Consider the following 26,819-nt stretch of genomic DNA (forward strand, 5'->3'; position numbering starts at 1 on the left):
ACCGATTGTTTTTCTGCTGCTTATATTTAAACTTTAACCGTAATAACATCTTTGAGCAAAGTAGAAAATTTGGGAGATAATCTGTTCTGCCTCATTTTCCATTGCCGTCCCAAAGACTGTACACCGAATTTAATTTTATTATTACCATAACTTTGGTTCATTTTATCAATCACACTCATTAAAGGCTGATGTTTAGGATTCGAAGTTTCGAATAAATTAAGCTGTGTTTCACTATTTGGTGTTAATCCCATTACGATTACACCAGCTTTTTTATAACGATAGCCTTTTTTAAAAATAGCTTTAAATCCTTTTTGTGCGGCTTCATTGAGTTCTATCGTCGAATTGGTTGGAAAATTAGTAGTGATGGTAATACTTCGTGAATAGTGTGATTCCTCGTTCTTTAAAAAACTAGTCTGGATAAAAACCGTTACCATATTACAATGACAATTCTGACGTCTTAATTTTTCAGCACAGGAAGCTGTAAACGTGCTGATTCGTTCTGAGATTTCTTCATAAGTGGTATATCTTTTTTCGAAAGACCTTGTAGTGGCAATCATTTTCCGGTCTGCGGCGGCTTCTAATTCCAAAGTTGGTTTCCCTTCTAATTCATGTTTTAACCGAAGCCCGACTACAGACAGTTCTTTTCTTACCCAAGCATCCGGAAGCAGGGTAAATTCATATGCTGTGTTGATTTTTTTTAATTTAAGCCGTTTGGCGTGTTTTCTGCCAATTCCCCATACATCTTCAATTTTAGCCCACTTTAATGCTTTAATTCTTTTTTCTTCTGAGTCAATACAATAAACACCCTGCGTACGATCTGCAAATTTTCGGGCAATTTTATTCGCCATTTTTGCCAAAGCTTTGGTAGGAGCAAAACCTATACTAACAGGAATGCCTGTTCCTTGTGTCACTTCTTTCCGCATTTTTAAACCCAGTATATTCAGATCAAATAAATCGTAACCTGAAAATTTCAGGAAGGCTTCATCAATACTGTAAATTTCGATTTCGGGAGTATAAGTTTGCAGCAGGTTCATGACCCGATTGCTCATATCGCCGTATAACGGATAATTAGAAGAATAAACAAATATGTTTTTTTCTTTAAAAACAGATTCATACTTAAAAGCCGGAATAGCCATTGGTATGCCAAGGGCCTTAGCTTCATCAGAACGTGAAATAACACACCCGTCATTATTAGAGAGAATAACGATAGGTTTTCCTCTTAAATGTGGATCAAATACTCTTTGACACGAAGCATAAAAATTGTTACAATCGACTAAAGCAAACATTTTCTAAATGTGTTTTTTTATTTCTATTTTGTCAGTCTGAGCAAAGTCGAAGACCTTTTGTGTTATAAAGCGCTTCGACTTCGCTCAGTGTGACATTCAACTTAAAAAGATTTAATACTATGAACCACAATTCCCCAAATTACAAAATTATTTTCCGGGGTTACTTTTATAGGCTGGTAATCTTCATTTTCGGCAATAAGCCAGATTATGTCTTTTTCTATTCTGATACGCTTTACAGTAAACTCGCCATCAATTTGGCAAACAGCAATTTTATTGTTTTGTGGTTCCAGGCTTTTATCAATAATCAATAAATCGCCATCATTGATACCGGCATTTTTCATAGAATGTCCTTTTACCCTGGCAAAATAAGTAGTGTATTTATGTTTGATAAATTCTTTGTTGAGATCAATCGATAATTCGATAAAATCATCAGCAGGCGAAGGAAAACCTGCGCTGATACCAACGTCAAAAAAAGGCAGCATTACCTTCGAACTTACATCCGGGATGTACAATTCTATTGATTTTGTGGTATTTATATTGCTCAATTTCATAATCACTTCAAAAAAGTTTTTTTGTATAAAGCAAAATTAGTACAGATAATAACATTTTTTTATATATTTGCTGTTCTAAATTATAACAAATTAATTATGTCCTTATTTTCAGACAACATCAGAGCATTAAGGGTTAAGCATAAAATATCGCAGGAGAAATTAGCTGGAAACCTAAAGATTACCCGAGGTAGATACGTTAAATATGAAGACGGAACTTCAGAAGCACCGTATGATATTTTAAAGCAGATTGCTTTATATTTTCATATGAGCATTGATTTATTATTGTCTGTCGATGTGCGTAAAATTGACGTGGAAAATTTGATAAAATTAGAAGGCAATCGACTTATTTTGCCAATTCAAGTGGATCAATTTGGAGAAAATTATATCGAAATTGTATCTCAAAAAGCAAAAGCAGGCTACTTAAACGGATATGCCGATCCGGAATACATTGAAAGTTTACAGCAGGTTTCACTCCCGTTTTTAGGACCGGGCAAGCACAGAGGTTTTCCTGTAGAAGGCGATTCGATGCCGCCGCATGAAGATGGTTCAATTATTATTGGCCGTTATGTAGAAAGGCTGGGAGAGGTGATGGATGGCAGGACGTATATTTTGATTACCAAAAATGAAGGGATGGTATACAAACGTCTCAATAAAAATAAAAAGAACGCTTTGGTTTTAGAATCGGATAATAGTTTTTATCCAAATTATGAAGTGAAAGCTTCTGATATTTTAGAGATTTGGGAATACGAATGCAGCATTGGCCGATCAGATAAAAAACAAACATTATCTGAAACCGAAAGCATGAAAGAACTGCTTTTAGAAGTTAAGAGAGAAGTTATGGAGATTAAGAATAATACGACGAATGCATAAAAGTTTATTTTAGCATAAAAAGATTTTTATAAATTCTGAAAAGTGCAAATGGACAAAAAAGTTCTTAAATTTTAACTCCTCTTTTTCTATAATTGACTGTGACAGACATGGATTTTATCAGCCAATATTTTGCGTTATTTCCATTTGCTGCTTTTCAATATATTTGGTCAAACGATCTTTCCTTTATAAATTTAATTTCCTTTAACAATCGCCGATGCAATTTGTCCGCAATGATGTGAATTGTGAAAAAGAATAATAGATAATAATTTAATTCTTGGAACTGTTCCTAAAAAAGAAGTTTCTACTTCTTCGAACCAATCCTGATCAGAAGAATTATTTATAACATCTTCGAGTGTTTTGTATCCTTGTTCTATAAATGTATGACTTGTTTGAAGATCATAATCTTTTCCGGTATCAGATTGTCCGATTGTTGTGTTTTCGACATCCGTTTTATTTCCAAAAAACGTTCCCAGAATGTTTGCTGTTTCTCCAATATGTCTGTAAATAAATCCAACCGAAGCTGTTTTTTCATTCAATTGAAAGCGGCTGTTTTCCAGAGTTATATTTTTAAATGTAAGATTACAGACAAAGCGGTTATGATCTAAAAGATCAAGCAAGATTTGTTTTTGCATGATTTCTAATTTTTTAAATTAATCTTTCTTTTTGTTCAAAATAATTTCCAGTCTGCTGAGTTTGTTTTCCCAGAACTGGTCAAAATGACTGATCAGCGCTTTAACATCATCAAATCCTTTTTGATTTAAAACACAATGACGTTCCCGTCCAATTTCCTGGATAGAAATAAAACCCGCCAGCTGCAATATTTTAATATGTTTTGAAACAGCAGGACGGCTCATATCAAAGTTTTCAGCCAGCGCATTTATATTATACGTTTCTTTAGTAAGCAATTGCAGAATTTGCCTGCGGCTTGGATCTGCAATTACTTGTAAGGCATCAAGATTAGGCAGTGACATTATTTTTCATTTAAAAGATTCTCCACTTTCTCCATTTTTTTCAGCCAGCCTTCTGTCATTCCGGTTAGGATTGAAACATTTTCTTCTTTAAATCCGGTATGAAGGAGATGCAATTCGGTACCATTATCTTTTTTTTCCAATGTCCATTCGACAATAGTCTCAAAGATAGTTTCATCATTTCCTGGCCCCCCTTTCCAACTGTAAACAAGTTTTTTGAAAAGAACGATTTCTAATATTTTGCAATGAAAAATTCCATCAAGATTTAAACTTGGAATCGGATTGGTACGAAATGTAAAATGATGTCCTAAAAGAAGTTTAAAATCATTTGGCATGATCCATTGTGCAATTAATTCTGTCTCTGTAAGATACATCCAAATCTCCTCAGGAGTTTGACTGTAAAACCATTTGTGGTTAATTTCTGTCTTCATATTTAAGTAACTTTAAGGTTACACAAATTTATATGTAACTTTTGAGTTACGCAAATATTTTTAGATTTTTTTTTATGAATACTGTTAAGAGTGAACTACTTAACTTTATTAACCAGATGATAGTAAGCGATAAATGAATCTTTAAAAAACCTTCACAAAACTCAAACCATATTGCTGTCCATTATAAAAAGGTGCAATCATAGAAGTTGACTTAATTTCAGATGATGACTTGAATAATTTTTTAGTAATATATGGATTCATCCAATAAGCAATTTTTGTGCTCAAAATGCCAATTCCGGCCCCTGCCGCAACATCGGTTAACCAATGGCGATTGTTATAAATTCTAAATAATCCGGTTCCGGTTGCGACGGCATAACCGGCAATTCCGTACCAAATTGATTTGTCTTTATATTCCTGCCATAAAAATTCGGCTCCGGCAAAAGCAGTGGCGGTATGTCCTGAAGGAAAAGAGTTGTTCGAGCTCCCGTCAGGTCTTTGTTCATGTACAATCGATTTTAAACCTAAAACGGTTGTTGCCATAATAGCGTACGAAGTCACAAATATAACAGAACGGTCACGCATATTATTTTTACCTTTTACACCAAATGCATTCAAAGCATAAACAGATGCCGCAGGTGCGTATTGTGAAAAATCATCAATTGTAATTTTCTCATCAATATCTTCGGTAACTTCAGCTTTGATTTGCGAATTGAAACTCAGCAGCTGATCGCTTTCCAGACCTATAACTTCGTAGCCAATTAACACCCCAGGAATAATTAATTGTTTGTAATTGAATTTTAAATGATTTGAAGTGCTGTCAATTTTTGTAATGGAATCATTTTGTTGTGCATTCGCAGAAAATAAACCGAATAGGAATATCAGAGAAATTGTTTTGTAAAACATCTTTCATTATTGTTATAAATTGCAATAATAACGAAGGCATGATCTAACTATTTTTTGCTTAATTGAACCTTAAGCGAATATTAATTAATGGAATATGAATGACAATGAAAATAACAAATTCAATAAACGAGTAATTTTAATATGTTGTGAATTTGATGTTATCTCACATTTTTAAGCCCCGAAGGGACAATTTATATTACAGGGCCGGATTTCCGGTTAAAATATATTCATATTGCAAAAGGTTCACAGGGACGATCGTATTGTTTAATAGACAGCCCTGCAATATGGATCGAGCCTGCGGCTTTTTATAATTTTTTCTTTTAACAATTAATCTTATATTTTCAACGAAAACCAAAATGTACTTCCCAATCCCAAATTACTTTCTACACCAACATTTCCATTCTGCGCTTCAATAAATTCTTTACTAATCGCTAATCCCAATCCCGTTCCGGATTTCTGGCTTCCCGGGACTTGAAAATATTTATCAAAAACTTTGTCTTTATACCTTGTGTCAATTCCTTTTCCGGTGTCGATAACCTGAAATACGATTTGGTTGTTTTCTTTTTTTAATTTGATGAAAATGGTACTTTTTTCGGAAGAATACCGAATTGCATTTGACAAATAATTAATCAAAACCCAGCCTGTTTTTTCACTGTCGGCTTTCACGTCTTGCAGATTTTCATCAGCATCAATTATCAGTTTTATCTGCTTTTGATCGGCCTGGACTTTTACGGCTTCAACAGCGTAATTTACAATTTCGTGCGGGTTGCTTTTTTCGATGTTCAGCTGAATATTTCCAGTTTCCAACTGCGATAAATTAAGCAGTTCACCTGTAATTTTCAACAGCCTCTGACTATCATCTTTAATACTTTCAACTAATTGTTTCTGATCGTCGTTCATATCGCCCGTTTTACCATTTTCAAGCAATTGAAGGCTTAATTTTATAGAAGCAATTGGTGTTTTTAATTCGTGCGAAACTGTTGCAATAAAATTGGTTTTAGCAAAATCCAGTTCTTTAAAAAGCGTAATATTTCGCAGAATAATCACATCGCCAATATTGATTTCTTTTTCTTCCCCGGTTGGGATTATAGTAATGTTAATAATTTCTTTTTCGAAATAGCTTTCTTTTCCGTGAGCAAAAATTTTAAGTGGTTGTTTTTTAGGAGACTCACTATTTTCTTTTAAAATTAAAGAACGAATCAAATCATTTGATAAAGCTAAATCTGAAGCCGATTTTCCAATAACATCTTCCAGTTTCATTCCAACAATTTTGAGAGCTTCATCATTGGCAAATAAAACGATATGTTTATTATCTAAACCAATAATTGGATCATGCATATTATTAATAAGCGTTTCCAATCGTTTCTTTTCGAAGAATAGTTTGTATAAATTACTATCATTATATTCCTGAAGTTTCTGCGCCATCGTATTAAACGATTTTGCCAAATCTCCATATTCGTTATGATTGGTAAAATGAACGCGTTCAGAATAATTTTTATTCGCAATTTCCTTAATACTCAGCGTTAATTCTTTTATTGGGTTTGCAATATTAGTTGGTAAGTTGATTAATAAATTAAAAGCAATCAAAAAGCATAAGGTTCCCACAATGGCAATCCATAAATTGGCAGTTTCGGCGGTATGTTTGGCGATATCGCTTTTTTGTTTTATGGCATTCATATTGAGTTTCATGATCTCAAAAATATCCTGTCTGATTTGCATTTTTAAAGATTCATCAGAGCTGTTTTTTTCTAAAAGAGCAAAGCTTCTTTCGAGATTATCCGTTTCTTGTTTCTCTCCGGCTTCAGTAACATTTTGGGTTTGTTTATGAAGATTATCTTTAAAAATAATAATTGCATTATCTTTACTAGTATTAATTTCGTCTAAAGACAAAAGCATGTTTCGCGAATATTCAAGCGTATTATAATTCGCTTTCAGAATATTTTCAGTGTCTTTTTTTATAGAAAAAATATAAAAGGCACTCACTAATGTGAGTATTATTATTAGTACAAATAATAATCCAACTCCCAGATTCAATTTGGTTTTAATTCTCATTTTATAAAACATTTAATTTTTTTTGAACCATATGAGTGATATAAGAAAATATAAGGGGATGTATAATTAAGGAAGGAGCAAAAGACTTTGCAGTCTTGCGCCTTCGCGAGCAAAAATCCCAGCAAACTTTGCGTTTAAAAAAATTAACGCCCAGTATTAAATGAACTTATATAACTTATATGGTTTAAAAATTTTTCATGACAGGATAACAAGATCAACATTTGATAAAGACAGTTTGTTTAACAAACGTCTGAAAATTGTTGTAGACAAAATTACTTTAAATAAATTCAAATGCGGTTTTCCGATACATACAGTTGTAATTTGTTTTTCTTCGACGGTAATTAAAATCGCATCGGCAATATTTTTGTTTTCTAATTTAATTACTTCTGCGCCTAATTGTACGGCGAGTTTAAAATTATTAATTAAATGTCTCTGTTTGTCTAAAGCAATTTTTGTACTGCTTTCCTGCGGAGTTTCTACATACAAAACATACCAGCTTCCGTTGTAATAACTTGCCAGTCGCGCCGCTTTTCTAATTACAATTTTGGCCGTTTTATCATTACTGCTAATACAGGCCAAAAGTTTCTCATGTCGTAAAGCATGAAGATTCGGAACTTCATTTTCTACTTTTCGAACGACCTGACTCGCTACTTCTTTCAAAGCCAGTTCTCGAAGCTGTAAAATTTGTTCCGATTTAAAAAAGTTCGTTAAAGCCGTCTGAATTTTATCCGGAGTATAAATTTTTCCTTCTTTCAAACGCGCAATCAAATCTTCAGATGTTAAATCGATATTTACGACTTCATCTGCCAATCGTAAAACATTATCAGGAATACGTTCCTGAACATCAATGTTTGTAATACGCTTTACATCTTCATTTAAACTCTCAATATGCTGAATATTTACAGCCGAAATTACATTAATTCCAGCCTCCAGAATTTCTAAAACATCCTGCCAGCGTTTTTCATTTTTGCTTCCTTCAACGTTCGTATGCGCCAATTCATCAACAATAACCACTTCGGGTCTAAGATTGATGATGGCTTGAACATCGAGTTCTTCAAGTTCTTTTCCTTTATAAAAAATAGTCCGTCTCGGAATTATAGGCAGACCTGCTAATAATTCATGAGTCTCCTTTCGCATGTGCGTTTCGATGTAACCAATTTTTACATCAATTCCGTTTTTTAATAACGAATGTGCTTCCTCCAGCATACGAAAAGTTTTGCCTACACCGGCACTCATTCCAATGTAGATTTTAAACTTTCCTTTTCGTGATTTCTGAATTAAATCTAAAAAGTGCTGAGCATTATTTTCTTTTTCTTCTTTCATAGTTTTGCCACGAAGGCGCTAAATCACAAAGTTTTTTATTTTTTTAGCCACAGATTACACAGATTACACGGATTAAAAGGATTATTGCATGCTTTGTGTTGTTTATTTGCCACAAATTACACTAATTTCCACGAATTATATTTAATAAAAATTAGTGAAAATTAGTGTAATTCGCGGCAGAAAAAAAATCCTTTAATCTGCAGCAGGAAATATTTTTCTAAAAAGAAATCGCCAGCGAAGTCGTTACAAATGTATTTGTATCCGTTGGAAGATTATCTTTATTTGTGAAGATTTCATCTTTACTAGAAAGATTTCTGGCTTCAATTCTAAACATAACATTATCAGTAACTAAGTAATCAAAGTTAGCTGAAAATCCATAAGTTTTAAAACCATTTGGAGTTTCTGTTGCAATAATTACACCTTTTTCATCACTATAATATTCACCGCGTGCCGCAAGCTGAATTTTATCTGTTGGTTTGTATTGCAGAATCAAAACGGGTGAAAACCAAGTATCATATTTATTACTGCTTTTAGCCGATTGCTGGGATCCAACATCAAAACCGGCCGTAACATTTGTTTTCTCTGTTACTTTAAACTGCCCATAAAAGTTATTAAAATAACGCCATTTTTTGTCAATATCCGGCTGTTCATTTCCAACATAAGTACTCCAGTTCAAAACCACTTTATCTGATGGTTTGTACGTAACCTGAGTTCCAAAAGCAGGCGTCTGATTTCCTTCTGCTTTCTCAATTCTCTGCCAGCCATTTAAGTACATACCAGCCAAATACCATGCTCCAGATTCAGAAGTATAACCAATTTTAACTCCCGTTTCATAATAAGGAGAATTCTCAGCCAGAATACTTCTCGTTAAAGTCTGGCAGTCTTTTCCAATTGCACTTTCAAAACCAATATGCGAAGGCATAATTCCGGCATCAATCCATAAATTATGGTTTTTCGAAATCTTTACCCCAACATTTGCTTCATAAACATTTTTCAATAAACCTTGCTCGGCAGCCATATTATATTCAGCATAAGTTCCGGCCATTAAAGCAAAATTTCCACGAATATTTTCTTTCGAATAATTCACTTTTGCCATACCTAAATTTAGGTTTACCTCGTTGCTTTTATTGTAACTGTAAAAAAATCCCGGGCGTGTATGATCTTCCGGTTTTGCAAAATCATAACTATAATAAGCATCTACATATCCTGAAAACGTAAACGGACTTTTTGATTCTTCTTGTGCATGTAAATTGCTAAAACCAAAAGCGATTAAAGCAGTAAGTATTATTTTTTTCATTTTTGTGGTATTCTATTATTTATTAGTAGATTTTTTAGGAGCTAATCCCGCTATCCGTTTCAATCTTTTTCTGGCTAAAGGAGCCAGAAAAAGGATTTCCACTACTATCGGGGCTAGGGCATTTGGGGTAAAAAGGCGTTTTGTTTCCTGCAAGGTTTTCAAAACCTTGTAGGTATTTAATTTTAAAGATTAGTTTTTATCGTTTAGTTTGTCATTTCGACGAAGGAGAAATCACACTAGAAATTCCGCACAGTTAATTGCCAATCTTTGTCGAATTACTAGTGTGATTTCTCCTTCGTCGAAATGACAAGAATGCGCATAGAACAAGAATGAAAATTCGTATCAACTAGTCTATCATACCTGCAAGGTTTTTAAAACCTTGCAGGAGAAAAACTTAGAATCTCAGTATCTTAGAACCTTAGCATCTTAGCGAAGCTGATCCAGCGCCACATTCAATTCCAAAACATTAACCGTTTCAGGTCCAACAACAGCGGTATTAATTTTAGATTCAACCAAGGCTTTTACTTTGGTTTCATCCAGTTTTCTTTCTTTAGCGATTCGTTTTACCTGAATCAAAGCACCTTGAGGAGAAATATTTGGATCTAAACCACTTCCTGAAGCTGTAACCATATCAGATGGAATTTCAGATTTTTTCAAGTAAGGATGAACTACTAAAAAAGTATCAATTCTTTTTTGAACTAAAGCCAAATAATCGGCGTTACTTGGGCCTTTGTTACTTCCGGCACTTCCTGCAGCATTGTAATCAACAGCCGAAGGTCTTCCCCAGAAATAATTCGACTTATCGAATTTTTGACCAATTTTTTGATAACCAACAACTTTTCCGTTAACCGAAATAGTTTCTCCTTTTCCTTGATTTGGAGCCAGTTGTGCAATTCCGTAAATTGCTAAAGGATAAATCACTGCAAATAAGATTAAAGTAAGCAGTGTAAGTTTTAATAGTGAAAATATAGTTTTCATTTTTTTCATTTTTAGAGGTTCTAAGGAGCTAAGGTTCTAAGGGACTAAGAAAAAACTTAGCACCTTAGTATCTCAGAACCTTAGTAACTTTTATTTACATAAATAAGGCAACCAGTAAATCAATAACTTTAATTCCGATAAATGGAACAATCAATCCGCCAAGACCATAAATCAAAAGGTTCCTTTTTAAGATGGCACTTGCTCCAATTGGACGATAATCAACACCTTTCAGCGCAAGCGGAATCAAAATTGGAATGATAATCGCATTGAAAATTACAGCTGATAAAATTGCACTTTCTGGACTGTGTAAGCGCATAATATTTAAACCTTGCAAAGCAGGAATTGCTGTAATGAAAAGTGCCGGAACGATTGCAAAATATTTAGCAACGTCATTAGCGATTGAGAACGTAGTTAATGTTCCACGAGTCATTAAAAGCTGTTTTCCAATTTCAACAATTTCAATTAATTTTGTTGGATCATTGTCTAGATCGACCATGTTTCCTGCTTCTTTTGCAGCCTGCGTTCCGCTGTTCATGGCAACTCCAACATTTGCCTGAGCCAAAGCCGGAGCATCATTTGTTCCGTCACCCATCATGGCAACCAGTCTTCCCTCGGCCTGTTCTTTTCTAATGTAATTCATTTTATCCTCAGGTTTAGCTTCGGCAATAAAATCATCAACACCAGCTGCTTCGGCAATAAATTTAGCCGTAAGCGGATTATCTCCTGTTACCATTACCGTTTTGATTCCCATTCTGCGTAAGCGTTCAAAACGTTCTTTCATTCCGGTTTTTATAATATCCTGAAGTTCGATAACACCTTGAACTACATTATCTTTAATGACAACCAGCGGAGTTCCTCCATTAGATGAAATCGTAATCACCTGCTGTGCAGTATCTTCGGGGAAAGCATTTCCTGCCTGCTGCGCAATATTCTTAGCCGCATCCTGCGCGCCTTTTCTAATATTAGTTCCGTCTTTTAATACAACTCCAGAAGTTCTGGTTTCGGCAGTAAATTTGATCGTATGTGAAATGTTATCTGTGAAATGTGAGATGTCATCCTGCATTTTACCATTTAAGTTGATCGTTTTACTCAACTCAATAATACTTTTCCCTTCCGGAGTATCATCTGCAAGCGAACTCAACACAGCAGATTTAATAAAATCATCTAAAGAGATTCCCTTTGTTGGATAAAAATTAGTTGCTTTTCTGTTTCCAATTGTAATTGTTCCTGTTTTATCTAAAAGCAGTACATCAATATCTCCAGCAGTTTCAACCGCTTTACCCGATTTTGTAATTACATTAGCTCGTAAAGCTCTGTCCATTCCCGCAATACCAATTGCAGAAAGCAGCCCTCCAATAGTAGTTGGAATTAAACATACAAACAAAGCAATGAAAGCCGCAATCGTGATGGGTGCATTTGCATAGTCGGCAAACGGTTTTAGCGTAACGCACACAATCACGAAGATTAAAGTAAATGCGGCTAATAAAATGGTTAAGGCAATTTCGTTTGGTGTTTTCTGACGGCTCGCACCTTCAACCAAAGCAATCATTTTATCTAAAAAACTTTCGCCAGGTTCAGAAGTTACTTTTACTTTAATTTTATCAGATAAGACTTTTGTCCCTCCGGTTACAGATGATTTATCTCCGCCAGCTTCCCGGATTACAGGAGCACTTTCTCCAGTAATGGCACTTTCGTCGATAGTAGCCAGACCTTCGATAATTTCACCATCGGCAGCAATTAAATCACCGGCTTCACAAACGAAAATATCGTCTTTTTTTAATGCCGAAGAGCTAATGTTTTTAATTTCTCCGTTTGGCAAAATTTGTCTAGCAGGAGTTTCTTCTCTTGTTTTTCGTAAACTGTCGGCTTGTGCTTTTCCTCTTGCTTCGGCAATTGCTTCGGCGAAATTGGCAAATAAAAGTGTTGCCAATAAAATTAAAAATACAATTAGGTTATAAGTAAAACTACCCTGATCATTTGCTCCCATTAATATGGATATACAAACGGCAAACATAATGGCAGTTCCAATTTCTACGGTAAACATTACCGGATTTTTGATCATCAATTTTGGATTAAGCTTCACAAAAGACTGCGCTAAGGCTTCTTTTACTTGCTTACTTTCAAACAATGATGTGGATTTATTAGTTGTCATTTTCTTGTAAAAAGTTAAATGTTATTTGTTAAATGTTATGCCCTAAAAAACACATAGATTATAGAACATAGCCAGGCGGTTTCAACCGTTGGGACGCAGCGTATATCGCAATCTGTCTCTCCGCAATCCGTTTCCCGTGGTTTCAACCACGGGCTATATTGAATTGCCTAACTATGTGTGAAAACGAGTTTTCTTTTATTCTTTTTTTATAGATTTAAATTCTATGTTTCGATGTGTTTAAAATATCCAGCATTTTTATTTTAGTGTAAAATATTCCGCTAAAGGACCAAGCGCCAACGCTGGGAAGAATGATAAAGCAGCGATAATTGCGATTACAGCAAAAGTCATGATTCCGAAAATTGATGTATCAGTTTTTAAAGTTCCTGCACTCTCTGGAATGTATTTTTTACCTGCCAGTAAACCTGCAATTGCCAATGGACCAATAATTGGAATGAAACGGCTTAACAGTAACACAATTCCTGTAGTAATATTCCAAAACGGATTATTATCTCCCAGACCTTCAAAACCAGAACCATTATTGGCCGCACTTGAAGTGTATTCGTATAACATTTCTGAAAATCCGTGATTGCCGGGATTATTTAACCAGCCTGTTGCGTTTCCGTTGAACCAATAACCCATTGCAGTATCATGTGCAGCAAAATAAGAAGCTAAAGCAGTTCCGGATAATATTAATAATGGGTGAAGAATAGCAATAAAAGCGGCAATTTTAACTTCCCTGGCTTCGATTTTCTTCCCTAAAAACTCAGGAGTTCGGCCTACCATTAATCCAGAGATAAATACAGCCAGAATAATGAAAATGTAATAGTTTAAAATACCAACCCCACATCCGCCGTAATAGGCATTCACCATCATAGATAATAATTGCATAGCACCAGAAATGGGCATTGAACTATCGTGCATACTGTTTACAGAACCTGTAGAAATTACCGTTGTAGCAATACTCCAGAAACCTGACATTGCGGGTCCAAACCGAACTTCTTTTCCTTCCATCGCTCCAGTTGTCTGTGCAATACCCATTTTTTCGATAGCAGGATTTCCGTTGATTTCGCTTATAACTGTTGGAACTACCAAGAATAAAAATCCAACGGTCATTACCCCAAAAATAATATTAGAAAGTTTTCTTTTGTTTAGGAAAAAACCAAGAGCAAAAATCATCGCAAACGGAATAATCATCTGTGCCCAAAGTTCAACTTGATTAGTAAAATAAGTTGGATTTTCTAATGGATGCGCTGAATTGGCTCCAAAAAATCCACCACCGTTTGTACCAATATGTTTGATAGCAATAAATGCAGCAGCAGGTCCGCGAGAAACTTCTACATGATCGCCTTGTAAAGTTGTAATAGCATCTTTACCTTCAAAAGTCATTGGAGTACCACTGAAAACTAATATAATAGCCACAACTGCTGAAAGCGGTAATAAAACACGAGTACAGCTTTTGATGAAATAATTGTAAAAATTACCTAATTGCTCTGTCGTTCTTTCTTTCATTGCGGTAAAAATCATTGCGGCAGCAGCCATTCCGATACCAGCAGAAACAAATTGAAGGAACATCAGGAGGATTTGTGAAAGGTAAGAAACCCCGCTTTCGCCTGAATAATGCTGTAAGTTACAATTGACTAAAAATGAAATAGCTGTATTAAATGCCAGATCAGGTGTCATAGATGGGTTGTTATCCGGGTTAAGTGGCAAAGAACCCTGAAATAATAAGACAAAAAAGCAAAGAAAGAACCAAACCATATTAATACTTAAAAGTGCTTTTAAGTGTTGTTTCCAGTTCATTTCTTCGGCAGGATTTATACCACTGATTTTAAAGATAAATTTTTCAATTGGATTGAAAATCGGGTCAAGAAGTGTTTTATCTCCCAAATAAACTTTAGCAATATATTTTCCTAAAAGGATTGCTAAAATAATAGTTAGGATAAAAATACCAATGACGCCTAATAATTCTGTGTTCATATATTTAATATTAGATTGTTGATTTTAGATTTTAGATTTCTTTGAGACAATCTTAAATTCTAAAAATTCATATTTTAAAATTTTTCGGGTTTGATTAATACATAAACCAAATACACGAAAACGGCGATTGAAATAATAAATAGTGCGGTCATGATTTAGATTTTTTCAAAAAATTCAACAGAGAGAAAACAAATTGCAAACAGTAAAACTGCCAGTGCGAGTAAAAGAAAAGTGACCATAGGATGATTATTTTAGATTTTAGATTGTAGACTTTAGATTTTAGATTTTTCCGATTAAACAGTTAACCAATTGAACTTTTATACACCCGAAGCATTGACCTGCTTGATATATTCTGCTTTAAGCGTTTGTGGAAAAAGATGTGAAATATTGCAGTGACGTACTTCCATAAAAGAAGAAACCGAAAAAACATACACATTAGAAATGGCATTTTTAGTTTCGATACTTCCGGTTATAAACAAACGTTCAGCAAGAGCCAGACATTTCTTAGCTCTCACGATATTGCCGGAAATAATCGATTTTTTAGTGATTTCGGCAAATCGCTCCGCTTGTTTGTAGATTGAGGTAACTTGATTTTTCATTTGAAATGAATTTTTAATGTTCTCTCTCCTTATGCCAAAATATGTTCCGAAAAAAAGAAGTTATAGGTAAAGTGCTGTCAATAAAAGGAATGTAGTTTTATGCTAAAAATCGGGCATAAAAAAAGCCTATCATTTTGATAAGCTTTTCTCGTTTTGATATGTTATTTTCAAGTTCCGGCGAAATGTTATGTTTATAGAAAACAACAAGCACAGATATTAGAGTCCCACCGGGGTAACATATTTTTGGATTGTGTAAGTGTCGCTCCGCTGGAGTTTTTTATTAATGGTAATGGGAATCTATAAATATTACGTTTCTCCAAAGCTTTGAAAATTGATGCTGAAGTTTGTCATTGCTATTACCATTGGAATTTAAATTTTGGAATTTTCAATTCCATATTCTTCCAGCTTTCTATACAAAGTCGCAATTCCAATTTCTAATAATCTTGCCGTTTCAGCTTTATTTCCTTTAGTATAATTTAAAACCTTTTGTATATGGAGTTTTTCAATACTCTGCATGGAGAAAGCTGACATTGGTTTAGTACTTTTTTCAGTTTGATGCTGGATTTCGTAAGGCAGAACATCCGAAGTTAAAGTATTGCCATTACTCAAAATAACCGATCTTTCGATGATATTTTTAAGTTCGCGGATATTTCCCGGCCAGGAATAATTTTCTAGTTTCTGTAGAAAATCATCAGCGATATGTAATGTTTTTTTATTTGTTTTTTCAGAAAACTGCTTAACAAAATGATGAGTCAATACCGAAATATCTTTGATTCTTTCTCTTAAAGAAGGCAGTTTAATTTCGAAGATATTCAAACGGAAATACAAATCAGAGCGGAAACGATGTTCATCACTTTCTGTTTTTAAATCCCGATTTGTAGCGGCTATTAATCTGAAATTTGATTTTTTTGGAGTGGTATCGCCAACCGGAATATATTCGCTGGTTTCTAAAACCCTCAATAGTTTGGCTTGCAGGTCAATTGGCATTTCGCCAATTTCATCCAGAAACAAAGTACCGCCGTTTGCTTCTTCAATAAAGCCTTTTTTATCTTTTAAAGCTCCGGTAAAAGCTCCTTGTTTGTGACCAAAGAGTTCGCTTTCCAGAATTTCTTTACTAAATGTACTGCAGTTTAAAGCTACAAATGATTTTCCTGCACGATTGCTGTTTTCATGAATTGCCTGCGCAAAAACTTCTTTTCCAGTTCCGGTTTCTCCGGTAAGTAAAACAGTCGAATCTGTTTTGGCTACTTTTTGCGCGAGATCAATAACCTGTTCAATTCCTTTCGATTTCCCTATAATGGTACTAAAAGAGTATTTGTCGCTGATACGTTTTTCGAGCTGCTGTACTTTCTTTTGCAAATGTACTTTTTCAACTGCTTTATAAAGAAGCGGGATAATTTTATCGTTATCGTCGCCTTTTACAATATAATCAAAAGCACCATTTTTCATTGCCTGAACGCCATCCGGAATATTCCCGAAAGCAGTCAGCAGAATAACTTCTGTCAGCGGAAAACTTCCTTTTATATTTTGAAGAAAATCAACGCCGTTTCCGTCCGGCAGTTTGACATCACATAAAACGACATCAATATCCGTCTGTTCTAATTTCTTAAAACCCGATTTTAAATCCTTGGCTTCGATAACTTCAAACCCTTCTGATTTTATAATACGCGCCAGCAGACTTCTAAGTTTTTCTTCGTCGTCTATAATTAAAATTTTGTGTGTCATTTGCAGATAAACTAAAACCGAATTGGTGTTTTGATGTACAAATTTAGGTTTTAAATCACTTTCCTTTTTTGATTCAGCGGAAATTCTTGCGAAAATTCGATTTTTAAAATCGTTCCGTTATTATTTTTCATTGTTAATTTTCCGTCAAGATCATCTGTTAAGCCGTATTATTAAGCTCATTACGAAAGAGTTTGCTTTTATTGCTGAGGTTAGTGTCAAAACCAATGCCGTTGTCTGAAATTGTCAATAAATATTGATTTTCAGCTTTGGTTTCAAGCGTTATATAAATCATTCCTGTTCGATCTTCGGGAAAAACATATTTGATAGAGTTCGTAATGGCTTCGTTCAAAATCAATCCAAGCGGAACGGCATGTGCAACATCTAATTCCAGCGGATCAATTTTTACATCAAAACGAATCCTCTGTTCAAGCGAAAAAGATTCTCGTAAATATTCGACTAATTCCTTAATATAATTCGGCATATTAATCGTCGAAATATTCTCGGAATTGTACAGTTTCTGATGAATCAATGACATAGAATGTGTTCTGTGCGGACTGTTTTTAATTGCAGATAAAGCCATATCATTTTCCAAATAAGCCGATTGCGAGTTTGGCGTGATTTCGCTGTTTCAATCGGTATCGGTTATACAATAATCCAATTGTAATTAGTAATAAAACTAAACTCCAGATCGACACACTATTTATAAGTTTCGATTTTTGTAATTCACTTTCCTGAAGTTTAGATTGATTATTTAAGAGATTGATTTTTTCTTCTTTATTTTGAGTTTCATATTGAATTTTTAACTCTTCAATTTGTTTGTTTTTCGAAATATTATAAAGAGAATCATTCAGTTTTTTAAAGATTTTATAATTGGCAAGGGCAGAACGAAAATTACCTTTTAAAGAATCAATTCGATACAAGGACGTCATTAAAGTTTAAGAGTTGAAACTTTTGTCATAATTTATTAGAAAGTGCTAAAACTTTATTAGAGTAATAAGTAGTTTTTTTGATATTTTTTCTTCCAGCATAAAAAGCAGCAATCGCATAATTTCCTTTTGCGAAGCATTAATCGTAAAGGATTTCTTGCTTTTTGATCTTAATCAGACTTATTATATTTCGTTAAATATGTTTACTGTGTTGAAATATCATTCTTTTTGTTATTAAAATCTGCTAAAAATAGACGCTGATTTTACGAAGTGAATCCGTTTTATCCGTGTGCAATTATTACACTCAAAACTTATCAATTATCTTGTATCTTTAAAACCTCTAATTCTAACCTTAAAATGAAAGTACCACATTCACAAATAAAACCATTTTTATTGACTTTCGTTCTCCTGATTAATTCAGCATTTTTTTGTTTTGGAAATGATTATACTACTAAAACAGATTCTACAAAAACGAAAATTATTTCCTTTAAAATTAAATTAAAATCAGACAATAAAGTAAAAATAAAACCAGCTCCTTTAAAGTTCAACAAACATTTCGCCTATAGTTTTACGCTCGATGATGGGTATCGATCGGCTTACTTAACAGCATTTCCGTTACTGAATGGAGGAAAAATCAGTAGTCCAGATAAAAACGAATGGAAAATTGACCAGGGCGGAGACGGAACAATATCAAAAGGTCTTTTTTATTCGGACGGATTTGAAAATAAAATTCCGTTTAAATTGGCTTTGGCTGTTAACGGCGGTTTAATTCACGATTTACCAATAAATCGCGGACGTCTTTCGTGGCCGGAAATTAAAGAAATGTACAATGCCGGCTGGGATATTTTGAATCACGGTTTTCATCATGCAACAAAACATGGCACGAATTATTTAACAGAAGTAACCGAAAATACAGCTTCGATACAGCAAAATATTGATTTTACAATGTCACATTTTGTGGTTCCGGGAGGAGATGGTGACGCAGGTTATCATTTAGAATATGAAAAAGAGGCACTGGCAAATGGCTCTTTTTCAGTTGCATCTTCTGGCGTTGGACCCGTTTTTAATGTTAACTCAAAAGTAAATTTAGATAAAATGATTACGTCCAGAACTTTTGTGCAAAGCTCAAAAGACACAACAAGTTTTAAAACGATGGATCATTATTTAAAAACGTTAGACTCTATCGTAAAACTGCCAAATCCGGTTTGGTTTAACGAATTTACACACGGAACAGGAAACACAAATTTGTGGAATTTAAGCATGTGTTTTCCTGATTTTAAATATTACATGACAACGCTTGCTAATAAATATGGCACAAAAGGAAACGATTCAATCTGGATGGCGCCGTGGCAGGAAGTTTACGAATATATTTGGTTAAGAGACAGGATTAAAGTCGATTACAAACAAAAAAATAAAGAAATAGAAGTTACAATTGAACTGCCGGAAATTCCAGAAAACTTTCGATACAGAGATATTTCATTAGCAGTTGATACTCCTTCAAAATTTGAAATCGAATCAAATAAAGATTTAAACATTAAAGATGACGGAAAAACAACTCACAAACAGATTTTTATTCAGTTGGAGTAAAAGTTTTTTGCCACAGATTAAAAGGATTAGAAGGATTATTTATTTTCAGGATAAACTTTAGCGCAAGCAAAAAAATCATTTTAATCCTTTTAATCTGTGGCAAAAAAAATAATTCGTGGAATTTGTGGCAAAAAAACTAGTCAATTTCCTTTTCGTTGTCCTTTATAAAAGTATCAATATTCATTAAATATGGATCAATAACAATGCGTTGAGGTTTCATTTTTAGTTTAATTTTGTCCTCAATTTTATTGTTTTTGATATCAAAAGGATAAAGAGACAACTTTCCGTTTTTATCATAAATACCAATATATATAGTGGCATCGTTTGCAATTTGTTTTCGTTCTCCAGTTGCATTTTCTCTGAATTTTTCAGAAACCGCTTTAAAAGAAACCTCATAAAAACCATTTTGTTTAATACTTGAAACCGATTCTATTTTTGACGAATACGTAATAATCTGCTTAAACATTTCATTTAATTTAGCATGCAGTTTTTGATCTGTCACAGCATAAATCTCTTTTAGTAAATCTTCAGAATCAGGAAACGGGTTTGGATATTTATAATGATTCAGAAAATTTTTCAAAGCCAGGTTTACTTTTTCTTCACCAATTAAAATTCTAAGCTGATGCATAACCAGCATTCCTTTGTCATAAGGCAAATGTGGCGTATCATAATTGGTTTTATACAAAGATGTTTCAGGATCATAACTTCGGCTGCTCAAATATAAATCGAGATGAATTTTTAAAGTTTCGAGCGTTTTTTCCAAACCATGTTCTTTATCATAAAGCATCAGCTCTGTGTATTGCGCCAATGTTTCGGTCAAAATCCAGCTTCCTTCTTTTTGTTCCGGGCTTATTTGTGAATTTCCCCACCATTCGTGCGACAATTCATGAGCCGTTAATTGATTAATAACATCTTCTTTATCCTTATTTTTGAGATCACTATAGAATCCAAAATTCTCTTTCATAAAAACTGTTGACGGATATGAAGTTGCTGCAAATCCATCGGCGAAAGCAGAAACTTCGGCATAACGAATCGTTTTATACGGATATTTACCAAAATTACCTTGGCAATAATCTAAAGTGTTTTTTACATCCTGAATTAGCTTCTTGATGTTTCTGGAATGTCTTTTATCATAAAAAACTTCAATAGAAATGCCTTTATAATTCGTTTTTTGGATTTGATATTCGGCAGAAGAAAAAGCAAATCGAAACGGAATCCTGCCATTAGATTTATAATGAAAATAATTGCGGTTGTCTTTTTTCCATTTCCCAATTAAATCTCCAACACCAATCGCGGTTTGATTTTTAGAAGTCGAAACCACAGCATCATAATCAACAAAATCATATCTAATTTCCGATTTATCTTCCAGTTTTTTAAGAGGCGTCTGTGGTTTTAAATGTCTTTTTGCCCGCTCTTTTTTATTGCTGATTTCATTCGATTCCTGATAACCAAAAAGTGGAAAGTAACGGCTTACTCGCATAAACGATCCATTTTCGATTATAGAATTAAAAGCCGTGTGTCCTTTAAATGGCGACCATGATGACTCAAAAGAAAAGCTCATTTTTATTTTCTGCTGAGGTTCTAAAGGTTTTTCCAATCGATACCAATAATGATGAAATGCCGAAACATCATCCAGATTTTTAGAATTCGGAATTTCAACAGAAGTTAGTTTTGAATTTTGATCTATATATAGGAGTAAACTATCAATTGGTTTTTCAGAATTATTGATCAGTTCATAAGTGCCATTTACTTCATAACGATTCTCTTCAGGAAATAAATCGACTTTACTTTTTACAGAAACAATTGCAGGCTGTGCAAGATTTGTATATTTTTTAAATTGAGTTTCATATTTCTCGCTCCAGTTATTTTGATCTTCTTCGGTCAAATACGGATATTCAATATTAGTTTTGTAAAAAAGATAACTTCCAAAACCAATAAAAAGAATAATTCCCAACGCGAAAATTGTTTTTTGAATAGCATTACATGAATTTCTTTTGAAAGTTTTTCCGATTGAAGCATTTCGTTTCCATAAAATTCCTGTCAAAGTAAGAAGTAGTAAAGCCAATCCGAAATTGTACAACATCATAATATGAAAAGGAAAAGTGTATTTTCCGAAACCATTCAAATCAAAATATTCAGTTTTAAAAGCATTTCCAAATCGCAGTAAAGGATGCGAAATTCCTAATTGTTCTCCAATTCCGGTACAAAACAAAATAGAGATAAAAGCAGCAGATGAAAGTCCGATATATTTGTTTTTAATAAAAGTCTGAATCGCAATTACCAAAATAGAGATCAGCAGCAACGGAAATCCGAGATAATAAAACAAAGAAAGATAAAGACCAATTTCTATTGGAGCATTGGCATTTGCAATCTGAAAGGCGCACCCAATCAAAATACTAATGCTGATAATGATTAACGGAATTATAAAAAGCGCTGTTAATTTAGATAGTAAAACTACAAATTGAGAATACGGCGCCGTGTTTTCGAGCATTTCAAATTTTGAATTTTCGTTTCGGTTTAATAATTCACTGCTGTAAAAAAGGAGAATTAAGATCAGAATAAAAGGCAGACGATCCATTATAGTGGAAATCATTAAAGCCGTATCCGTAATTTTTTCTGCTAGTCGGATTCCGCCGTCAATTTCATCCGAAATCTCAATCATTAATAATCCCGAAAGTAAAAGAACAATCAATAAAAACGGAATTCCTTTTAAAACTAAAAAAATATCCATTTTGATATTGCTTTTAAAAATAGCAAAATTATGCCTGAAAGTTTTGTACTCGATGCTTTTTGGAATTTCCGAAGAAAGGACTTTTACTTCTTTTGAAACAATTTTAGGCGTTTTTATCTTTTTAGTTTTTGTTTTTCGGAAAGAAAACAAGCGATAGGAAATAAAAAGCAAAGACAGGGAAACCAAAATCCACAACAATCGGTTAAATAAAAAGTTCCCCGAAAGAGAAACCAATTCGGTATTTTTTTCAATTGAAGTCCAATATCGCGTTTGTTCTAAAAACGCCGCCAAACCAAACGGATCTATTTTTGCGGCCAAAGACATGGCTTTCGCCGAAGATGGAGAAGCATTTGCAAATAGGGGTGAATTAGAAAAAATCGAACCCGCTATATATAAGATGTAAATTAATAAACCGCCAACATAAATGAAGAGTTTGCTTCGCGTAAGCCAGGCCAAAGCGGTCAATATCGAAAGGCACAGTAAAATATTCGGGATCACAATTACAAGATATGGCCAGACATAATTTATAATTTCAAAAGGCCCAATTTCGCTTTTAGAAAGCCACAACATTTGATGCCCTGCGATCATTCCTATAATAAACATTCCAAAAGAAACTACGGCGATTGCAAACGCGGTAATAAATTTAGGTGCCAAAAAATGAAACTTAGAAATAGGAGAGGAGAAAATAATGGAATCGAATTTCGTTTCATATTCCTTTAAAAAGCTTTGCGCAACCTGAAGTGTAATCGAAAAAATAGTCATTAACGAAATCAGGCCAATCGCATACGTAAGCACATACGGGCTATTTTTGTAAGCACCCGAAAAAGAGAAATTGGCAAAAGCGCTCACAAAAAATCCTAAAACCAAATAAATGATAAATGTGGCATAAAAAAACCAGCTTCTGGTATTGTTATGCCATTCAAATTGAATTAATTTAGAAAGCATAACACTAATTTTTAAGTTGATTTTGAGTTAAAACACTAAAATAAACATCGCTTAAATCTGGCGATATCAATTCGAAGCCAGAATCTGGCCGTCCATCTGAGAAAACATGAATGTTGATTTTCCCTGAATTTAAGTTGGACGAAATAATATTAAAGTTCAATTGATGATCCTTAAGCTCTGCTTTTTCAATCGTCTTCATCCAGATTTTATCTTTCAAAGAATCGATCGCTTCATTCGGTTTTCCTTCCAAAATCAATTTTCCGTTAGAGATAATTGCCATTTTTGGACATAAATCGCGAACGTCTTCTACAATATGTGTCGATAAAACCACAATAATGCTTTCGCCAATTTCACTTAATAAATTATTAAATCGGTTTCTTTCTTCCGGATCAAGTCCTGCAGTTGGTTCATCCACAATGATAATTTTCGGATTTCCAAGTAAAGCCTGAGCAATTCCAAATCGCTGACGCATTCCGCCAGAAAAAGAATGAACCGCTTTATCCTTATGCTGTAATAAATTAGTCTGCTGTAATAAATATAAAATTTGATCGTGACGTTCCTTTTTATCAACGATTCCTTTTAAAACTGCCAGATGATCGAGCAGGCGATAAGCAGAAATTTTAGGATAAACACCAAATTCCTGTGGCAGATAACCCAGATTTTGCCTGATAAACATTGGATTTTCCAGAATATTAATTCCGTTAAACTCAATAATTCCCGAAGTTGGTTCCTGCAATGCGGCAATAGTTCGCATTAAAGTCGACTTTCCGGCTCCGTTTGGACCTAATAAACCAAACATTCCGTTTGTAATTTCAAGCGATAAATGGTCAATCGCTTTTGTACCGTTCTCATACGTTTTGCTGAGATTTTGGATTGATAAACTGTTCATTTTTTGATTGATTTAGATGATTGAATTAAACTACGATTTGAAAAATTTAGGCAATAGAATACCTGTCGGCTTCAAAAACCGATTTTTTATGATAAAGAAATAAGATTTAAAAGAAAGCTATTCTGTTACATACTCTAAAATATCGCCAGGCTGACAATCCAATATTTTACAAATAGCTTCGAGAGTATCAAACCTGATTCCTTTTGCTTTTCCAGTTTTTAGAATCGATAAATTGGCAGGCGTAATATCTAGTTTTTCTGCCAACTCTTTACTCTGCATCTTGCGTTTGGCAAGCATTACATCAACATTTACAATTATTGGCATAGTTATATAAATAAGTCTTGTTCGTTCTGAAGATTTAAACCTTGCTTAAAAATAGCTGCTAAAAAATAAGCAAAAGATCCAAGCATTCCATGTAGTATAATAAAAAGCCAAACTTCATTATCCAGCGAAACAAAGAAGAAAGCAATAAATAATACAATACCCGGAATTAATAAATTCGATAAATAGAAACGCCTTAAATGAGAAACCCCGTAAGGAGTAAATAATTTAGGCTGAAAAAATACTTTAAAAACATTACTGCTCAATAAAAAGAAAAGTCCGTACAAACTCAAAGGAGCCAAAAAATCAAAAAGAATATACGGCAGGTTGTAATCACCAAGCATTAAAGGATGAGAAGTAAAAGGATAACAAACCTGAAAATATTTTCCATTGTCTTTAAATGTCAAAAATAATCCCGTTACCAAAGTAAAAACAGAATATGAGGCTAAAAAGAAATAAACAACCGACAAAAATCGGGTAAAGTAAAATAATATTCTGGATACAATATGAGTTGTTTTCATATATTTAAAAATTAAATTGATATTGCAAATATATAATTAATTATCGTAAAACAATAATTAATTATTAAAAATTACAAATTTGAAGAGTTTTTAGAATATTATAATTCTATTAACATTAGAAAATAAAAGGCATCCGTATAAATGAACTAATTTTGCCTATTAGCATTTTTTATATGAAAAAACCAATTTCAGTCTCATTATTAGACCTCGCTATCATTACTCAGGATAGCAACGCTTCAGAAACATTTCAAAAAACAAAAGACATAGCACAATTAGCAGATAATTTAGGATACAAACGGTTTTGGCTTGCAGAACATCACAATATGGCGCACGTTGCAAGTACGGCGACAGTTGTTTTAATTGGTTATGTTGCCAGTCAGACAAAAAATATCCGTGTAGGTTCTGGTGGTATTATGCTTCCAAATCATTCGCCTTTAGTAGTTGCTGAGCAATTTGGAACTCTTGAAACACTTTATCCAAACCGAATCGATTTAGGTTTAGGAAGAGCACCGGGAACAGATCAGCCAACGGCAGAAGCAATCCGAAAAGACTTTTTTGAGCAGGCACAACGTTTTCCACAAAACGTAAGCAAACTTCAAGAATATTTTTCAACCGAAAACGCAACAGGAAAAGTGCGCGCATTCCCAGCCGAAGGCTTAAAAGTTCCAATCTGGATTCTAGGATCAAGTATGGACAGTGCGGCTTTGGCAGCTGCTTACGGTTTGCCTTACGCATTCGCTGGACACTTTGCACCAAAGCTGATGATTCAGGCATTTGAATTTTATAGAGAAAATTTTCAGGCTTCAGAATATTTAGACAAACCAAAAGCAATGGCTTGTGTTAATGTCATTGCAGCAGATACAAATGAAGAAGCAGAACTATTGTCTACAAGTTTATATCAAATGTTCCTAAACTTAATTAGAAACGATCGTAAAGGTTTGCAGCCGCCAATTCCGTCATTAGATGACATCATGAACGGGCAAGAACGTTTCCATGTTAATCAAATGACAGCCGGAACCTTCACAGGAAACAAAGAACAGTTAATAACCGATTTGAAAAAGTTCATTGACTACGCAAGAATCGACGAATTAATGGTTACAAGTCCAATCTTCGATCATCAGGCAAAACTAAAAAGCATTCAAATCACAAAAGAAGCAATCGATAGCTTAAACGAAAGTATACATATATAAGCATACATAATATATAAGTGTAAATTTCATTCTCACAACCCGACAGATTTAAAAAACCTGTCGGGTTTGTTTTTTATACATATATATGTATAAGATAAATTGAATCCCAATTTTCCGTAGAGACGCACAGCAGTGCGTCTACATCACGTATAAACACAGTGCATCTCTACAGAAAATCTAACCCCCGAAGACTATACTATATAATAATGTCCGGCTGAGCGAAGCCGAAGCCCTTTTGAGTTTAGAATTTAATAAGGAGCTATTTCCCGCTATCCGTTCCAATCTTTTATTTTGAACTCCAAAATAAAAGGATTTCCACTACTATCGGGGCTGGGGCATGAGTTTCCAGAATAAAATTCCCGAAGGAAAAGACAATCTCAGAAGAAAAAACGAAGAAAAAAAAAGAAACCTCTTCGTCTTTACGTCTCTGCGAGATTAAAAAGAACCCCGAAAAAACCAGACTTCATGTCTTACTGCCTTCGCGGCAGAACCGGACCAAGCAGGGCAAAATGGCTAAAAACCGCAATAGAGATAAAACGATGAAAAAAACTTTGCGTTGTAAAAAACGCAAAACCAGCGGTTTATAAAAAAGATTAA

At 34.0% G+C, this 26,819-nt stretch carries 24 protein-coding genes; 3 read left to right on the top strand and 21 right to left on the bottom strand.

Features of this window, described 5'->3' with window-relative positions; all coding sequences use genetic code 11:
* Positions 1–26: 26 nt before the first annotated feature.
* Entirely contained in the window at positions 27–1,286 is a 1,260-nt protein-coding gene (locus tag LUU93_RS20605; RefSeq protein ID WP_232683049.1) for a Y-family DNA polymerase, read from the bottom strand.
* A gap of 101 nt (positions 1,287–1,387) precedes the next feature.
* Complete coding sequence (locus LUU93_RS20610) at positions 1,388–1,837, bottom strand: LexA family protein (RefSeq protein WP_232683050.1); 450 nt, start codon at positions 1,835–1,837, stop codon at positions 1,388–1,390.
* A gap of 96 nt (positions 1,838–1,933) precedes the next feature.
* Between LUU93_RS20610 and LUU93_RS20615 the strand changes: the two genes are divergently transcribed.
* A complete protein-coding gene (locus LUU93_RS20615) occupies positions 1,934–2,707 on the top strand; it encodes an XRE family transcriptional regulator (RefSeq protein ID WP_232683051.1) in 774 nt (257 codons plus the stop codon).
* A 191-nt stretch (positions 2,708–2,898) separates the two neighbouring features.
* Here the strand turns inward: LUU93_RS20615 and LUU93_RS20620 are convergent, their stop codons facing one another.
* The 15 genes from LUU93_RS20620 to LUU93_RS20690 form a co-directional block, all read right to left on the bottom strand.
* A complete protein-coding gene (locus tag LUU93_RS20620; RefSeq protein ID WP_232683053.1) occupies positions 2,899–3,339 on the bottom strand; it encodes a DinB family protein in 441 nt (146 codons plus the stop codon).
* 18 nt (positions 3,340–3,357) lie between these two features.
* On the bottom strand, positions 3,358–3,678 hold the full coding sequence (locus tag LUU93_RS20625) for an ArsR/SmtB family transcription factor (protein WP_232683054.1): 321 nt from the start codon (positions 3,676–3,678) through the stop codon (positions 3,358–3,360).
* Positions 3,678–4,106 (bottom strand): SRPBCC family protein, encoded by a 429-nt coding sequence (locus tag LUU93_RS20630; RefSeq protein ID WP_232683056.1) that lies wholly within the window; start codon positions 4,104–4,106, stop codon positions 3,678–3,680. The genes LUU93_RS20625 and LUU93_RS20630 overlap by 1 nt, the downstream gene beginning before the upstream one ends.
* 141 nt (positions 4,107–4,247) lie before the next feature.
* The gene (locus LUU93_RS20635) at positions 4,248–5,009 is read right to left on the bottom strand and encodes a phosphatase PAP2 family protein (protein ID WP_232683057.1); all 762 of its coding nucleotides are present in this window, start codon (positions 5,007–5,009) and stop codon (positions 4,248–4,250) included.
* A 333-nt stretch (positions 5,010–5,342) separates the two neighbouring features.
* On the bottom strand, positions 5,343–7,061 hold the full coding sequence (locus LUU93_RS20640; RefSeq protein WP_232683058.1) for an ATP-binding protein: 1,719 nt from the start codon (positions 7,059–7,061) through the stop codon (positions 5,343–5,345).
* A 195-nt stretch (positions 7,062–7,256) separates the two neighbouring features.
* Positions 7,257–8,384, bottom strand: a complete 1,128-nt coding sequence (locus LUU93_RS20645; protein WP_232683059.1) for a sensor protein KdpD — start codon at positions 8,382–8,384, stop codon at positions 7,257–7,259.
* 217 nt (positions 8,385–8,601) lie between these two features.
* Positions 8,602–9,681, bottom strand: a complete 1,080-nt coding sequence (locus tag LUU93_RS20650; RefSeq protein ID WP_232683060.1) for a porin — start codon at positions 9,679–9,681, stop codon at positions 8,602–8,604.
* Positions 9,682–10,107: 426 nt separating this feature from the next.
* Entirely contained in the window at positions 10,108–10,659 is a 552-nt protein-coding gene (locus tag LUU93_RS20655; RefSeq protein ID WP_232683061.1) for a K(+)-transporting ATPase subunit C, read from the bottom strand.
* Positions 10,660–10,753: 94 nt separating this feature from the next.
* Complete coding sequence (gene kdpB, locus LUU93_RS20660) at positions 10,754–12,811, bottom strand: potassium-transporting ATPase subunit KdpB (RefSeq protein ID WP_232683062.1); 2,058 nt, start codon at positions 12,809–12,811, stop codon at positions 10,754–10,756.
* A gap of 255 nt (positions 12,812–13,066) precedes the next feature.
* Positions 13,067–14,788 carry a potassium-transporting ATPase subunit KdpA gene (gene kdpA, locus LUU93_RS20665; protein WP_232683063.1) on the bottom strand — a complete coding sequence of 574 codons (1,722 nt, stop codon included), beginning with the start codon at positions 14,786–14,788 and terminating at the stop codon, positions 13,067–13,069.
* 74 nt (positions 14,789–14,862) lie between these two features.
* The gene (gene kdpF, locus LUU93_RS20670) at positions 14,863–14,940 is read right to left on the bottom strand and encodes a K(+)-transporting ATPase subunit F (RefSeq protein WP_081909388.1); all 78 of its coding nucleotides are present in this window, start codon (positions 14,938–14,940) and stop codon (positions 14,863–14,865) included.
* Between the two features lie 165 nt (positions 14,941–15,105).
* Positions 15,106–15,387: a DUF7674 family protein gene (locus tag LUU93_RS20675; protein ID WP_026730398.1), complete on the bottom strand. Its 282-nt coding sequence runs from the start codon at positions 15,385–15,387 to the stop codon at positions 15,106–15,108.
* A gap of 369 nt (positions 15,388–15,756) precedes the next feature.
* Positions 15,757–17,112: a sigma-54-dependent transcriptional regulator gene (locus tag LUU93_RS20680; protein WP_232683064.1), complete on the bottom strand. Its 1,356-nt coding sequence runs from the start codon at positions 17,110–17,112 to the stop codon at positions 15,757–15,759.
* Between the two features lie 157 nt (positions 17,113–17,269).
* The gene (locus LUU93_RS20685) at positions 17,270–17,692 is read right to left on the bottom strand and encodes a sensor histidine kinase (protein WP_232683066.1); all 423 of its coding nucleotides are present in this window, start codon (positions 17,690–17,692) and stop codon (positions 17,270–17,272) included.
* Between the two features lies 1 nt (position 17,693).
* The gene (locus LUU93_RS20690) at positions 17,694–18,041 is read right to left on the bottom strand and encodes a hypothetical protein (protein ID WP_232683067.1); all 348 of its coding nucleotides are present in this window, start codon (positions 18,039–18,041) and stop codon (positions 17,694–17,696) included.
* Positions 18,042–18,395: 354 nt separating this feature from the next.
* On the opposite strand from LUU93_RS20690, the gene LUU93_RS20695 reads away from it, so the two are divergent.
* Positions 18,396–19,625: a polysaccharide deacetylase family protein gene (locus LUU93_RS20695; RefSeq protein WP_232683068.1), complete on the top strand. Its 1,230-nt coding sequence runs from the start codon at positions 18,396–18,398 to the stop codon at positions 19,623–19,625.
* Between the two features lie 136 nt (positions 19,626–19,761).
* Here the strand turns inward: LUU93_RS20695 and LUU93_RS20700 are convergent, their stop codons facing one another.
* The 4 genes from LUU93_RS20700 to LUU93_RS20715 form a co-directional block, all read right to left on the bottom strand.
* Positions 19,762–23,301: a M1 family aminopeptidase gene (locus tag LUU93_RS20700; protein ID WP_232683069.1), complete on the bottom strand. Its 3,540-nt coding sequence runs from the start codon at positions 23,299–23,301 to the stop codon at positions 19,762–19,764.
* 4 nt (positions 23,302–23,305) lie between these two features.
* Complete coding sequence (locus LUU93_RS20705; protein ID WP_232683071.1) at positions 23,306–24,190, bottom strand: ABC transporter ATP-binding protein; 885 nt, start codon at positions 24,188–24,190, stop codon at positions 23,306–23,308.
* Positions 24,191–24,307: 117 nt separating this feature from the next.
* Positions 24,308–24,514 (bottom strand): helix-turn-helix domain-containing protein, encoded by a 207-nt coding sequence (locus LUU93_RS20710; RefSeq protein ID WP_232683073.1) that lies wholly within the window; start codon positions 24,512–24,514, stop codon positions 24,308–24,310.
* Between the two features lie 2 nt (positions 24,515–24,516).
* Positions 24,517–25,032, bottom strand: coding sequence for a DUF2975 domain-containing protein (locus tag LUU93_RS20715; protein WP_232683074.1), 516 nt, complete (start codon positions 25,030–25,032; stop codon positions 24,517–24,519).
* Positions 25,033–25,205: 173 nt separating this feature from the next.
* On the opposite strand from LUU93_RS20715, the gene LUU93_RS20720 reads away from it, so the two are divergent.
* Positions 25,206–26,222, top strand: coding sequence for an LLM class flavin-dependent oxidoreductase (locus LUU93_RS20720; protein WP_232683075.1), 1,017 nt, complete (start codon positions 25,206–25,208; stop codon positions 26,220–26,222).
* Positions 26,223–26,819 lie beyond the last annotated feature (597 nt).

It is taken from the genome of Flavobacterium soyae, from assembly GCF_021245985.1.
Lineage (GTDB): Bacteria > Bacteroidota > Bacteroidia > Flavobacteriales > Flavobacteriaceae > Flavobacterium > Flavobacterium soyae.

What these genes read in the sequence shown, in the direction of transcription:
- LUU93_RS20605 (WP_232683049.1), bottom strand. Translation starts at nt 1,286, where the DNA reads ATGTTTGCTTTAGTCGATTGTAACAATTTTTATGCTTCGTGTCAAAGA.
- LUU93_RS20610 (WP_232683050.1), bottom strand. Translation starts at nt 1,837, where the DNA reads ATGAAATTGAGCAATATAAATACCACAAAATCAATAGAATTGTACATC.
- LUU93_RS20615 (WP_232683051.1), top strand. Translation starts at nt 1,934, where the DNA reads ATGTCCTTATTTTCAGACAACATCAGAGCATTAAGGGTTAAGCATAAA.
- LUU93_RS20620 (WP_232683053.1), bottom strand. Translation starts at nt 3,339, where the DNA reads ATGCAAAAACAAATCTTGCTTGATCTTTTAGATCATAACCGCTTTGTC.
- LUU93_RS20625 (WP_232683054.1), bottom strand. Translation starts at nt 3,678, where the DNA reads ATGTCACTGCCTAATCTTGATGCCTTACAAGTAATTGCAGATCCAAGC.
- LUU93_RS20630 (WP_232683056.1), bottom strand. Translation starts at nt 4,106, where the DNA reads ATGAAGACAGAAATTAACCACAAATGGTTTTACAGTCAAACTCCTGAG.
- LUU93_RS20635 (WP_232683057.1), bottom strand. Translation starts at nt 5,009, where the DNA reads ATGTTTTACAAAACAATTTCTCTGATATTCCTATTCGGTTTATTTTCT.
- LUU93_RS20640 (WP_232683058.1), bottom strand. Translation starts at nt 7,061, where the DNA reads ATGAGAATTAAAACCAAATTGAATCTGGGAGTTGGATTATTATTTGTA.
- LUU93_RS20645 (WP_232683059.1), bottom strand. Translation starts at nt 8,384, where the DNA reads ATGAAAGAAGAAAAAGAAAATAATGCTCAGCACTTTTTAGATTTAATT.
- LUU93_RS20650 (WP_232683060.1), bottom strand. Translation starts at nt 9,681, where the DNA reads ATGAAAAAAATAATACTTACTGCTTTAATCGCTTTTGGTTTTAGCAAT.
- LUU93_RS20655 (WP_232683061.1), bottom strand. Translation starts at nt 10,659, where the DNA reads ATGAAAACTATATTTTCACTATTAAAACTTACACTGCTTACTTTAATC.
- kdpB (WP_232683062.1), bottom strand. Translation starts at nt 12,811, where the DNA reads ATGACAACTAATAAATCCACATCATTGTTTGAAAGTAAGCAAGTAAAA.
- kdpA (WP_232683063.1), bottom strand. Translation starts at nt 14,788, where the DNA reads ATGAACACAGAATTATTAGGCGTCATTGGTATTTTTATCCTAACTATT.
- kdpF (WP_081909388.1), bottom strand. Translation starts at nt 14,940, where the DNA reads ATGACCGCACTATTTATTATTTCAATCGCCGTTTTCGTGTATTTGGTT.
- LUU93_RS20675 (WP_026730398.1), bottom strand. Translation starts at nt 15,387, where the DNA reads ATGAAAAATCAAGTTACCTCAATCTACAAACAAGCGGAGCGATTTGCC.
- LUU93_RS20680 (WP_232683064.1), bottom strand. Translation starts at nt 17,112, where the DNA reads ATGACACACAAAATTTTAATTATAGACGACGAAGAAAAACTTAGAAGT.
- LUU93_RS20685 (WP_232683066.1), bottom strand. Translation starts at nt 17,692, where the DNA reads ATGGCTTTATCTGCAATTAAAAACAGTCCGCACAGAACACATTCTATG.
- LUU93_RS20690 (WP_232683067.1), bottom strand. Translation starts at nt 18,041, where the DNA reads ATGACGTCCTTGTATCGAATTGATTCTTTAAAAGGTAATTTTCGTTCT.
- LUU93_RS20695 (WP_232683068.1), top strand. Translation starts at nt 18,396, where the DNA reads ATGAAAGTACCACATTCACAAATAAAACCATTTTTATTGACTTTCGTT.
- LUU93_RS20700 (WP_232683069.1), bottom strand. Translation starts at nt 23,301, where the DNA reads ATGCTTTCTAAATTAATTCAATTTGAATGGCATAACAATACCAGAAGC.
- LUU93_RS20705 (WP_232683071.1), bottom strand. Translation starts at nt 24,190, where the DNA reads ATGAACAGTTTATCAATCCAAAATCTCAGCAAAACGTATGAGAACGGT.
- LUU93_RS20710 (WP_232683073.1), bottom strand. Translation starts at nt 24,514, where the DNA reads ATGCCAATAATTGTAAATGTTGATGTAATGCTTGCCAAACGCAAGATG.
- LUU93_RS20715 (WP_232683074.1), bottom strand. Translation starts at nt 25,032, where the DNA reads ATGAAAACAACTCATATTGTATCCAGAATATTATTTTACTTTACCCGA.
- LUU93_RS20720 (WP_232683075.1), top strand. Translation starts at nt 25,206, where the DNA reads ATGAAAAAACCAATTTCAGTCTCATTATTAGACCTCGCTATCATTACT.